Raw genomic sequence first — 12,203 nt, 5'->3', positions numbered from 1 at the left:
AAATGTTTATATAACACATGAGAGGTGAAAGATAATGTCAAAAGTTAAAAAAATGTTTAAAACGATGGATGGGAATGAAGCAGCCGCATATGCAGCATATGCCTTTACTGAAATAGCTTCTATATTTCCGATTACACCGTCCTCCCCAATGGCGGAACATGTTGATGAATGGGCTGCCCATGGCCGCAAAAATTTATTTGGTACAACCGTAGAAGTTCAGGAAATGCAGTCTGAAAAAGGAGCTGCCGGTGCTATGCACGGGGCACTGAATACAGGTGCACTGACGACAACTTTTACATCATCCCAAGGTATGATGATTATGCTTTCCAATATGTTCAAAGTGGCAGGAGAACTGCTTCCAGGCGTTTTCCATGTTGCCTCTCGTACGGTTGCAACCAATGGTTACACGATTTTTGCCGGTCATGACGATGTAATGGCGATGCGTGGAACGGGGATCTGTATGATGGCGGAATCCAGCGTTCAGGAAGTAATGGATTTGTCGGCAGTCGTGCATGCTACTGCAATTTCTTGCCGTGTCCCTATTATAAACTTTTTTGATGGATTTCGTACCTCTCATGAATTACAAAAGATTGAAGTTATTCCGTATGAAGAACTTCGTCCCATGCTCGATATGGATGCGGTTGAAGCGTTCCGCAAACGCGGCATGAATCCAGATAATCCGGAAGCTATTGCCTTCTGCGAATCGGCAGAAGTGTATATGCAGCACCGCGAATCTTTGAATACGTTCTATGATAAAGTACCAGAAACAGCAGAATATTATATGGACATGATCCACAAAATCACTGGCCGTCAATATCATTTGTTTAGTTACACAGGGGCTCCTGATGCAGAAACCGTGCTTGTTTTAATGGGTTCCGGAGCACAGACGGTAGAAGAAACTGTTAAGCTGATGGTTGAAAAGGGCGAAAAAGTCGGTTGTATTAATGTACATATGTTCCGTCCGTGGTCTGAAAAGCATTTTCTGGCAGCACTTCCTAAAACGGTTAAACGGATTGCCGTACTGGATCGCACGAAGGAAACCGGCGCTAATGGGGAACCTTTATACCATAGTGTTGCGGCTACGTTTGCCCGCATAGATAATTCTCCGAAGATATACAATGGCCGTTACGGCATTGCTTCCAAGGAATTTTTACCGGCAGACGTCATTGCTGCTTTTGATAACTTGAAGGCTGCTGAACCAAAATATGACTTTACATTAAGCATAAACGATGATGTTACGTATAAATCACTGCCGCGCACTTGTGATCTTCATATTGGTGGCAAAGGGCTTAAAGCTTGCAAGTTTTGGGGTTTTGGTTCTGATGGTACTGTCGGGGCCAATAAAAGTGCAATCAAAATTATTGGGGATAATACCGATATGTATGTACAGGCATATTTTGCCTATGATTCTAAAAAATCCGGCGGGGTCACGGTTTCGCATCTGCGTTTCGGCAATACGCCGATCAAGATGCCATTCCTTATTGACAGTGCTGATTTTATCGCTTGTCACCGTCAATCCTATGTTCATTCCTTTAATCTTTTGAAAGGAATCAAGAGTGGCGGCACATTCTTGCTGAATACGGTTTGGACTCCGGAAGAATTGAGTGAAAAATTGCCGGCATCCCTGAAACGGGATATTGCAAAAAACAATGTACAATTTTATATCATTGATGCAGTAGGCATTGCTCGTAAAATCGGACTTGGCGGCCGTATCAATATGATTATGCAGTCAGCGTTCTTTAAACTTTCTGAAGTTATTCCGTTGGATTTAGCCATTGATAAACTGAAGGAATCTGTTGTTAAATCCTATGGCAAAAAAGGTCAGAAGGTTGTCGATATGAATAATGCCGCTATTGATGAAGGCCTGCAGGCTATTGTCAAAGTAGCAGTTCCGGCGGACTGGGCTGATGCAGCAGATGAACCGATTGATATGTCCGGTCATACAAAGTTCTATACAGAATATGCCGTTCCGACGAATCGTCTCGAAGGCGATGATTTACCTGTTAGTATATATGCCGGCCGTGAAGACGGCAGATGGCCTACGGGTACATGTGCAGAAGAAAAACGTGGGGTAGCCATGTTTGTACCTAGCTGGGATGTTGAAAAATGTATCGGCTGCAATCAGTGCTCTTTTGTTTGTCCCCATTCGGCAATTCGTCCCTTCCTTATGACGCCGGAAGAAGCGGCCAATGCTCCGGAAAGTTATACAAGCAAAGAAATCAAAACAGCACCGGGTTATAAATATAGCATCATTGTTTCTGTTATGGATTGTCTCGGTTGTACCAGTTGCACGAATATTTGTCCGAAACAAGCACTTACGATGAAACCTTTTGATGAAGAACAGCATAAAGCAGCATTATGGGACTATGCGGTAAATATATCTGGTAAAGAAAATCCGATGAGTAAATTTACAGTAATCGGCAGTCAATTCGAGCAGCCCCTCCTTGAATTTACCGGTGCGTGTGCAGGGTGTGCGGAAACACCGTATTGCAAAGTTGTCACACAGCTCTTCGGAGATCGTATGATGATTGCCAATGCTCATGGCTGTTCCAGTGTCTGGGGCGGCAGTGCACCGACTTGCGGCTATACGAAAAATGCCAAGGGACATGGTCCTGCTTGGGCGACATCTCTTTTTGAAGATAATGCCGAATATGGCTTTGGGATGATGCTGGCTGAAAAGTCGGAACGTAAACTATTGGAAAAATATATTCAGGAAGCCATGGATATAGTCAGTCCCGCACTGCAGACTGCTTTTAAAGAATGGGATGACAAGAAACTTGTCGGGGCAGGTTCCCGTGAACGTTCGGATAAAATTATTGCTCTTCTTGAACAAGAAAAAGCGGGTAAACCGGCTCTTGAAAAAGTGTATTCCATGAAACAATTTCTGGTTAAGCGGTCACAATGGATTTTCGGCGGCGACGGTTGGGCGTATGATATCGGGTATGGCGGTTTGGATCATGTATTAGCACAAAACGAAGATATCAATGTTCTCGTATTTGATACAGAAGTGTATTCCAATACGGGCGGACAAGCTTCTAAAGCGACTCCGACCGCAGCGGTTGCACAATTTGCAGCTTCCGGCAAAAAAACGAAGAAGAAGGATTTAGGTTTGATGCAGGCTACCTATGGATATGTGTATGTTGCGCAAGTTGCCATGGGTGCTGATAAGAATCAATTCCTTAAAGCCATTGCGGAAGCCGAAGCGTATCCCGGCCCGTCTTTGGTAATTGGGTATGCTCCTTGTATCAACCATGGGTTGAAAAAAGGACAAGGGTTCAGTCAGGAAGAACAAAAACGTGCGGTTGACTGTGGATATTGGCATTTATTCCGCTACAATCCGGCGTTGAAAGCGGAAGGGAAAAATCCGTTTACTCTTGATTCCAAGGCTCCTCATGAAAACTTCCGAGATTTCCTTATGAGTGAAGTCCGATTCTCTTCGTTATTGAAGACCTTCCCGGAAACAGCAGAAGCGCTGTTTGAAAAAACGGAACAAGATGCAAAAGAACGCTATGAAAGCTATGTTCGTATGCAGGAAGCCATGAAACCGGTAAAATAATTGAGTTTTGATGGTATATACAAAGAGGAGGATTCATGTAGAAGCTGTGAATTCTTCGGGGTCCCTGCATAGGATTGCGCGGATATAAATAGTCGTGTCACTAAACAAAAAAGGGATAAATGCGATATTAATGGCATTTATCCCTTTTGATTTTAGTGTGGGTTGACTGTAAACCTATATGAAAACAATGTGTTTTGCTGAGATACGTTTCCTGTTACACGGCCAAAATAGAACATAGTGAGCATAAGACAGGAACGATAATATGTTGTGAAGGAAAAGATTAAAAAAGATATTTCGTATCGTAACTGAGATCCATATATTGTTCTATAACATCATCATCGAAGCCGTATTGTTCTTCCTTGTTTAATATATGGCCGACACGCATCTTTACTTTTGTGGCAGCACTGACGGGAACTTCATATTCGATACGCAGTCGATGTGCCTCTTCTGCTTTGTCCTCGACATGCTGAAGCATACCGGCCTCAAATGTTAGTTCAAAAACTTTTTTAAATGCATGAGGCAGCTGAAATCCGAAGGGAACAAAATATTTCTGAATAAAATCGTTGGCAATCAAGAGAGAACCGGTATAGTTCAGGGGATGTTCTAATTCATATTTCCATTCTCCGGCAGGAGAGTGGAAGGATATAGGTTTTATACCATCGATTTCGGGCATTTCTTGATTGTTATTGTTAGTAAATAATTTATGCAGGGAAAGCTGTTTTTCATCATTGAAGCCAAATATACAAGAATACCCGCGAAGACAAGATTCATCGAACATAATGGGATGTATACCAAATTTTGCAATATTAAAAAAATCATGGACGTGTTCGATTGCAACGATACTGTATTTATATTTTGCAAAATCAAAGCCATCAAAAAACTGTGCTCTCATAAATTATCTCCTGTTCCTATCTATTACTTGGCCCGGTTGAATACAGGCCTGCCATTTTCGAATTTTTCAATCTGCGCCAGTGCTTCTACTCGGTAACCGGCTTCTTGAAGGCGCTGACGACCCGGCTGAAATGACTTCTCGATGACAATGCCGATGCCGGCAACGTTACATTGTGCTTCTTGGAGAAGGGAGGCAAGACCCAGCGCAGCTTCGCCGCTGGCGAGAAAATCATCAATAATAAGAACCGATTCCCCGGCGGGAAGAAATTGCTTGCTTATTGCCACTTCATAGGTTTCTTCTTTCGTATAGGAATAGACGGATGTATGATAGGTGTTTTCCATAGCGTGTGACGGCATTTTCTTACGGGCAAATACTACCGGGATATTTTTCATAGCCAAGGCGGCAGCATAAGCGACGGCAATACCAGAGGATTCTATGGTTACGATACGATCGACGGGGGTATCTGAAAAACGGCGTGCAAATTCACCTCCGATATGGCAAATCAAAGCCGGATCCAGTTGCTGGTTTAAAAAGCTGTCTACCTTCAATATGCGGTTATCTATTACCATACCATCATGGATAATTCGTTCTTTTAATTCCTTCATACAAGACCTCCTCTTATAATACTAATTCCAGTCTAATACGAAATTTTAGGCAAGTCAACATAAATTCGGCGGCTGACAAACAGTAACCAACAGACCGCTGAAATATATGCCTATGTTCGACAGAAAAATAAGATCAAGTCTGCTGTTTTTTTTTATAAAAAGAGGTGGGTTACCGCCCGGTACCTCTGTCTGCTTAGTATGACAGACGATAAATTTCCTTGTCTTATATCCTTAAAACAGGTATAATAACGTTGTATTTATATAGCATAATTTTTTAAGGAGGGGTCGCTGCATGCAATCTATTCGCCGTTTGTATGTCACCAAGAAAGGTCCTTTTGCCCAAGAAGCTAAAAGGATGTGTACAGATTTAAAGGAAAACCTACTCATCAAGGGGCTGACCCATGTCAAGATTTATCATCGCTATGATGTGACCGGTCTGGATGATGCGGCCTTTGAAGCGGCAAAAAATATGATTTTTTCCGAACCGCCTGTCGATGCGGTTTACGATGAAATACCCGTAACGAAAGAAGACACGGTTCTTGCTATGGAATATCTTCCCGGGCAGTATGACCAGCGTGCTGATTCGGCAATGCAGTGCTTGCAGATGCTGACGATGAAAAACGACAACCTTGTGCGTACAGCACAAGTATTTGTTTTATCGGGAACCTTATCACAGGAAGATCTGGAAGCCATCAAGCACTATTGCATTAACCCGGTCGAAGCGCGCGAAGCATCATTGGAACCTGTTGCCAGTTTGGAAATGGAATGGGAACAGCCGGAAGATGTAGAAGTATTTGACGGCTTTATTGCTATGTCCCGGGAGCAAGTGGATACCTTGCGGTGCCATCTGGGATTAGCCATGAGTCTTGATGATTTGCTGTTTTGTCAAACCTATTTCCGGGATGAAGAAAAACGCGACCCGACAATTACGGAAATACGTGTGATTGATACCTACTGGTCAGATCATTGTCGTCATACGACATTTATGACGGAATTGACGGATGTAACTATTGAAAACGGCACTTATGCGCAGCCTATCATGCGTGCCTATGAAACATATAAAACGACGCGGGAAGCGTTATATACGGTGAAAAAGAAACCGCAGACCTTGATGGATATGGGTACGATTACTGTTAAAGAATTAAAAACAGCCGGCATGCTCCAAAATCTCGATGCTTCGGAGGAAATCAATGCGTGTACTATTATTATTCCTGTTGACGTAGACGGTGTGGAAGAAGAATGGTTGCTCCTCTTTAAAAATGAAACACATAATCATCCTACCGAAATAGAACCTTTTGGGGGAGCCGCAACGTGTCTGGGCGGCTGTATCCGTGATCCCTTGAGCGGTCGTTCCTATGTATATCAAGCAATGCGTGTAACCGGCAGCGGTGATCCGCACCAATCGGTTAAAAACACATTGGCAGGTAAGCTGCCGCAGCGGACGATTACCAAAGGAGCTGCTAAGGGATATAGTTCGTACGGTAATCAAATTGGACTGGCTACCGGTGAAGTCAAAGAATATTATCACCCCGGGTTTGTTGCTAAACGAATGGAAATCGGTGCTGTTGTCGGTGCTGCACCAAGAAGTAATGTGGTTCGTGAGGTTCCTGTCCCCGGAGATGTTATCATCTTACTGGGGGGGAAAACCGGTCGGGATGGCATGGGCGGAGCGACAGGCTCTTCAAAAAAACACACGATTCAATCGTTGGAAACCTGCGGTGCAGAAGTACAGAAGGGCAATGCACTTACGGAACGCAAAATTCAGCGGCTTTTCCGCCGTCATGAAGCAACGGTCCTCATAAAGCGCTGTAATGATTTTGGTGCTGGCGGCGTATCGGTCGCCATTGGTGAGTTGACCGATGGACTGGATGTCGACCTTGACAAAGTACCGAAGAAATATGAAGGCTTAGATGGGACTGAACTGGCTATTTCCGAGTCACAGGAACGGATGGCTGTCGTTGTGCCGGCAGATAAAGCAGAAGAATTTATGAGATATGCGGATGAAGAAAATCTTGAATCGACACTTGTGGCCGTTGCAACAGATACGAACCGCTTAGTGATGCATTGGCGTGGTACCAATGTTGTGGATATTTCTCGTGCTTTTCTTAATACTGATGGAGTGACACAGCATCGGCAGGCGGTTGTTACGGCGCCGGAGGAAAAAGATTTCTTTACGGCAGCTCCGACTGCAGATATTGCAAGAACCTGGCTGGATACAATGGGTAAGCTTAATATCGCTTCTGAACAGGGACTTGCGGAATGTTTTGACAGTACGATTGGCGCTCGTACCGTATTGATGCCGTTTGGCGGCAAATATCAAAAAACGCCGGTAGAAGGCATGGTGGCTAAAATTCCGGTGCTCCACGGGGATACGACGACGGTCAGCATTTTTACTCATGGATATGATCCGGATTTGGCGGTATGGAGTCCGTTTCATGGGGCACTGTATGCCGTAGTACAATCGGTGGCTAAATTGGTGGCACTTGGCGGTGATAGAAAACAAGCGTATTTGACTATGCAGGAGTACTTTCAGAATCTGGGAGTCGATGAAAAAGCTTGGGGCAAACCGGTTAGTGCACTGATGGGAGCGTACACCGCACAACGGGCACTGCAAGTAGCAGCCATCGGTGGGAAAGACAGCATGAGCGGTACTTTTGAAAATCTTACGGTTCCGCCGACACTCGTTTCCTTTGCTATCGTTCCGGAAAAAACGCAGCATATTGTTTCACCGGAATTTAAACAGCCGGGTAATGCAGTACTTCTTTTTGATGTACCGCGGGATACGGAAGGAATTCCTGATTTTGAAATATTCAAGACACATTGTGATTTTCTTCATGAAAAAACAGCAGAAGGAAGCATTAAGTCTATGCATGCTGTCGGTCAGGGCGGAGTTGCGGCAGTTATTGCGCAAATGGCTTTTGGCAACGGCATAGGCGTAGAAATTGATACGACATTTTCCTTTCATGATTTGTTTGATCTTCGGTATGGTTCATTTATTGTGGAAGTTGATACGGATCACGCACTGGATTGGGTACGACGAGATGCTGTCTGCCGGGTCGGACTGACTCGCGGCAATAGCGTCATGCAGCTGGGTGAGACAGTGATTCCTCTTGCGGAGTTGTTGTCGGCCTGGGAAAAACCGATCAACAGTATTTTCCCGATTCAAAGTGAAAGTGAAACAGGGGATCCGGTTTTGCCGCTCTATACGACATATGGACCTTGCCGAAGTGAAAATTTTGGCAAACCGACTGTATTTATCCCAGTTTGCCCGGGGACAAACTGCGAATACGATTCAGCGGCGGCTTTTGCTGCAGCAGGAGCGAATACGGATACCATGGTACTGCGCAACGAATCTCCGGAAGCGTTGACACAATCGATAGAAGAAATGGCGAAACGTATTGCCAATGCACAGATCATCATGTTTCCCGGCGGCTTTAGTGCTGGCGATGAACCGGAAGGATCGGGTAAGTTCATTGCGACGCTGTTCCGCAGTGCGGCATTGTCGGAAGCACTGGAAGAACTTTTATACAAACGAGATGGGTTGGCACTGGGAGTTTGCAATGGGTTCCAGGCACTGATCAAATTGGGACTTTTGCCGTACGGACACGTACAGCCATTAAAAGCGGATAGTCCGACTTTAACATATAATACTATTGGACGACATTTGTCCCGCATGGTCAATACAAAAGTCGTATCCGTTATGTCACCTTGGTTTAGTAATGTAAAACCGGGTGATGTTCATACGATTGCGATTTCTCACGGAGAAGGGCGTTTTATAGCTTCGCCGGAACAAATAAAAGAATTGGCGGCTAAGGGGCAGATTGCAACACAATATGTAGATTTTTCCGGAGCGGCAACATATGATAGTACCTTTAATCCGAATCAATCTATTTTTGCCATTGAAGGCATTACCAGTCCGGATGGCCGGGTTTTTGGCAAAATGGCGCATTCCGAACGGGGAATCGCTCCCAGTGTATTCAAAAACATTTCGGGTAATAAGGTACAGCCGATATTCTCTGCCGGGGTAGCATATTTTGAATAATAAAAAACGGTATTTTACCAGATAATGCAGCAAACTGCTGTAAACTAAAAAAGGGAACTGCCCATTAGGTATTTCCCTTTTTTGGTAAATAGCTTATAAATATAGCAGTACAGCGGGTATCACCCCTTGACCTTTGACAATATAATAGCCGCCATCATCATTAGGCAGCCGGTGCCCTCCTGCAGTGTTACCGGATCATGATAAAACCAAACGGCCATAAAAAAACCAAATACCGATTCCAAAGACATAATTAGGGAAGCATGCGTATCTTTGGTATACTGCTGTGCCAGATTTTGTGCTAAAAATGCAAATGTTGTATTTAAAATAACTAAATATAACATTCCGTAGATTGCCGATACGCGGACTTGCTGCAGGCCGGATATATCTAGAAAAGGCAGTGCCAACAGACCGGTAGTTAAAAATTGAAAGAAAGTCATGCTGAATATATCTGCGTTTTTAACAACGTTTCCTACGTACACAATTTGCAGGGCAAAAAAGACTGCAAACCCAATAGATAATATATCCCCGGCAGCCAGTACGAATGCATCGGAATGCAGGCACAACAGGGCCAGACCGCATAAAGCCAGCAGTGCACACCCTATTTCCCGGGGTTGTATGTGTTTTTTTGTAATAAGCCAGGATAACGCAGGCACAAATATGACATAGGAAGTAACGAGAAAAGATTGTTTTTCTACGGTGGTCGTTTTTAATCCTTCCAACTGGCATATAAAAGCGATATATTGAATGAGACCCAGGAGCATGCCAAAACGAAGTTCTTTTGCTGCAGCACGTCGTATTCTGGGATAAAATAGGAAAAACATGATTAGTGCCGATAATAAAAAACGGGAGGCAAGTATAGTGAAGGAGGACAGGGTAACGAGTGCTTCCTTGGCTGCGATAAAACCGCCGCCCCAAATTGCCGCCGTACATAGCAGTGTGATATCAGCCAAAATCATGTTGGAATTATGCGAATGTAGCCATTTCATTATACATGTCCTTTCCTGTACATAGTCATATGAGTCTGTTATAACATATCATAAAGCATATAAAAAGCGTTGAAATTATAAAAATTTAATGGTATAATATTAAAGCTTGAATAAAATTATATCAAGCTCCTAGCCCTTTTTCGGAAAGGGCCATATGTCCAAAAGAGGAGGTGATTTCGTGAATAAGTACGAAGTCATGTTTATCGCAAAGCCGTTTGAAGAAACAGAAGTAGATCCAATCGTTGAAAAAGTAACGAATTTGATCACTAAAAACAACGGCACTGTCGAAAAGGTTGATCGTTGGGGAAAACGCCATTTAGCTTATCCGGTCAAGAAACAGAACGATGGCTATTATGTTCTGATCAATTTTGAAATAGATCCGACTGCGATCTATGAAATTGACCGCGTTATGAAAATCCAAGATGAGATCCTTAAACACTTGATCGTCAAGAACGACAAATAACCGGAGGCGCAAAGGTATGAATTCAGTACAATTGGTTGGTAATTTAGCCCGGGATCCGGAAATTCGGTTTACGAAAACCGGCAAAGCTATTGCGATGTTTACTGTGGCGGTTACGCGGTCTTATATACCGGCTGGAAACCAGGAAACACGTGAATTAACTGATTTTATTCCTGTTGTAGCATGGGGTAATTTGGCGGAAACCTGTGGCAATAATTTGGCAAAAGGAAGCCGTGTATTTGTGGAAGGGCGTATGTCTGTCCGTTCCTATGAAACGCAGGATGGGCAGAAACGTTATGTGACGGAAGTCGTTGCTAATTTTGTAGCACAGACAATGGGTTCAGAGAAACGTGCTGCTGCGGCAGCTTCGCAGACAAGTGTGCCGACTGCAAAACCGGCTGCTGAAGGCAAAGGTTTTGATAGCTTTGGCAAAGATGCGAATGATGAAGAAATCCCATTTTAATGTCAAAAGGATCCCTTACTAATTTTAAAGGGAGGATATACAATGAGAAGAGAACGTACAAGAAAACCGAGAAGAAAAGTATGCAGCTTCTGTGTTGATAAGGCAGATACGATTGATTATAAGGATATTGCAAAGATTCGTCGGTTTACGACAGAACGCGGCAAGATTTTACCTCGCCGTATCTCCGGTGTTTGTGCAAAACATCAGCGTAAGCTGACTATTGCTATTAAACGGGCCAGAGCAATTGCATTACTTCCGTATACAGCTGAATAATTTTAATACAAAACAGCCATCGTGGGGTACACGATGGCTGTTTTTCTATGAAGCAGGAAAATTTATGTAAACGCATTGTATGGATAAAATAAAAACAAAGATTTATTGTAAAATCAAAATCATAATGATATGCTTAAAAAAAGCAAGTTACAGTGAAAGGAGGATAGAACATAATGGACAGAAAATTAGAACCATATATCCCCATGGTCGATTTTTTAAGTAAGGCCCTGGGAGAATATTATGAAATCGTCCTCCACGACCTTTCCAATCCGAAACATTCTATTATAGCTATTGCGAACGGCTGTTTAAGCGGAAGAACCGTGGGAGATACGGCTTCTGATTTTGTTTTGCGGACAGTAAAATATGACATTGAACAGGATACGGACTGTGTTGTGAATTATAGGATTAACAATGTGAATGGACATTTATTCCGATCTTCCGGTTATTATATTCGTAATGATGAAGGGATTCTGCAGGGCATGTTGTGTATTAATTTCAATATAACTCCATTTGTTGATTTACGAGAAAAATTAACAAAACACATTATTGGCAATGAGTTTTTTTTGGAAAATACATGTAAATCTAAAAATAAAAACAATGAAATTTCCAACGTATTTCAACATTTTCAAGGGAGTATGGAGGATGTTACTCATATGATGATTGAACATGCACTAGCTAAGTATTCTGTTGCTCCGGAACGATTATCCGTGGATGAAAGAATCTCCGTTGTTCATGATTTAAATGATACCGGATTGTTTTTGTTGAAAGGTGGGGTGGCATCACTGGCCGAGTGGCTTGATGTTTCCGAGCCCACTATTTATCGATATCTGGGGAAGATAAAAAGAAAAAACGAGTAAAACTAAAGTGATTTTATTAAGACAGAATATCACAAAAAAGGTAAAGAATCGCGATGCAGGAACTCTTTA

At 43.1% G+C, this 12,203-nt stretch carries 9 protein-coding genes; 6 read left to right on the top strand and 3 right to left on the bottom strand.

The window, feature by feature from the left end; all coding sequences use genetic code 11:
- Positions 1–34 precede the first annotated feature (34 nt).
- Complete coding sequence (gene nifJ, locus NXG62_RS08915; protein WP_427112080.1) at positions 35–3,556, top strand: pyruvate:ferredoxin (flavodoxin) oxidoreductase; 3,522 nt, start codon at positions 35–37, stop codon at positions 3,554–3,556.
- 280 nt (positions 3,557–3,836) lie between these two features.
- Here the strand turns inward: nifJ and NXG62_RS08910 are convergent, their stop codons facing one another.
- Together NXG62_RS08910 and NXG62_RS08905 are read right to left on the bottom strand one after the other, a co-directional pair.
- A complete protein-coding gene (locus NXG62_RS08910; protein WP_427112079.1) occupies positions 3,837–4,448 on the bottom strand; it encodes a hypothetical protein in 612 nt (203 codons plus the stop codon).
- Positions 4,449–4,471: 23 nt separating this feature from the next.
- Entirely contained in the window at positions 4,472–5,053 is a 582-nt protein-coding gene (locus tag NXG62_RS08905) for a xanthine phosphoribosyltransferase (protein WP_427112078.1), read from the bottom strand.
- A 292-nt stretch (positions 5,054–5,345) separates the two neighbouring features.
- On the opposite strand from NXG62_RS08905, the gene NXG62_RS08900 reads away from it, so the two are divergent.
- The gene (locus NXG62_RS08900) at positions 5,346–9,095 is read left to right on the top strand and encodes a phosphoribosylformylglycinamidine synthase (RefSeq protein ID WP_427112077.1); all 3,750 of its coding nucleotides are present in this window, start codon (positions 5,346–5,348) and stop codon (positions 9,093–9,095) included.
- 119 nt (positions 9,096–9,214) lie between these two features.
- On the opposite strand, the gene NXG62_RS08895 is transcribed toward NXG62_RS08900, so the two are convergent.
- Positions 9,215–10,081 carry a DMT family transporter gene (locus NXG62_RS08895; protein ID WP_427112076.1) on the bottom strand — a complete coding sequence of 289 codons (867 nt, stop codon included), beginning with the start codon at positions 10,079–10,081 and terminating at the stop codon, positions 9,215–9,217.
- 178 nt (positions 10,082–10,259) lie between these two features.
- On the opposite strand from NXG62_RS08895, the gene rpsF reads away from it, so the two are divergent.
- From rpsF to NXG62_RS08875, 4 genes are all read left to right on the top strand, one after another.
- A complete protein-coding gene (gene rpsF / locus NXG62_RS08890) occupies positions 10,260–10,544 on the top strand; it encodes a 30S ribosomal protein S6 (RefSeq protein ID WP_427112075.1) in 285 nt (94 codons plus the stop codon).
- A gap of 16 nt (positions 10,545–10,560) precedes the next feature.
- Complete coding sequence (locus NXG62_RS08885) at positions 10,561–11,004, top strand: single-stranded DNA-binding protein (RefSeq protein WP_427112074.1); 444 nt, start codon at positions 10,561–10,563, stop codon at positions 11,002–11,004.
- A 42-nt stretch (positions 11,005–11,046) separates the two neighbouring features.
- Complete coding sequence (gene rpsR, locus NXG62_RS08880; RefSeq protein WP_091652194.1) at positions 11,047–11,277, top strand: 30S ribosomal protein S18; 231 nt, start codon at positions 11,047–11,049, stop codon at positions 11,275–11,277.
- Positions 11,278–11,450: 173 nt separating this feature from the next.
- Complete coding sequence (locus NXG62_RS08875) at positions 11,451–12,134, top strand: helix-turn-helix transcriptional regulator (RefSeq protein ID WP_427112073.1); 684 nt, start codon at positions 11,451–11,453, stop codon at positions 12,132–12,134.
- Positions 12,135–12,203 lie beyond the last annotated feature (69 nt).

The organism is Megasphaera sueciensis, from assembly GCF_050219315.1.
GTDB lineage: Bacteria > Bacillota > Negativicutes > Veillonellales > Megasphaeraceae > Megasphaera_A > Megasphaera_A sueciensis.
Note: the sequence above shows the minus strand (reverse complement) of the source record. Positions and strands in the feature narration are given on the sequence as shown.

What these genes read in the sequence shown, in the direction of transcription:
- rpsR (WP_091652194.1), top strand. Translation starts at nt 11,047, where the DNA reads ATGAGAAGAGAACGTACAAGAAAACCGAGAAGAAAAGTATGCAGCTTC.
- NXG62_RS08905 (WP_427112078.1), bottom strand. Translation starts at nt 5,053, where the DNA reads ATGAAGGAATTAAAAGAACGAATTATCCATGATGGTATGGTAATAGAT.
- NXG62_RS08900 (WP_427112077.1), top strand. Translation starts at nt 5,346, where the DNA reads ATGCAATCTATTCGCCGTTTGTATGTCACCAAGAAAGGTCCTTTTGCC.
- NXG62_RS08885 (WP_427112074.1), top strand. Translation starts at nt 10,561, where the DNA reads ATGAATTCAGTACAATTGGTTGGTAATTTAGCCCGGGATCCGGAAATT.
- NXG62_RS08895 (WP_427112076.1), bottom strand. Translation starts at nt 10,081, where the DNA reads ATGAAATGGCTACATTCGCATAATTCCAACATGATTTTGGCTGATATC.
- NXG62_RS08910 (WP_427112079.1), bottom strand. Translation starts at nt 4,448, where the DNA reads ATGAGAGCACAGTTTTTTGATGGCTTTGATTTTGCAAAATATAAATAC.
- nifJ (WP_427112080.1), top strand. Translation starts at nt 35, where the DNA reads ATGTCAAAAGTTAAAAAAATGTTTAAAACGATGGATGGGAATGAAGCA.
- NXG62_RS08875 (WP_427112073.1), top strand. Translation starts at nt 11,451, where the DNA reads ATGGACAGAAAATTAGAACCATATATCCCCATGGTCGATTTTTTAAGT.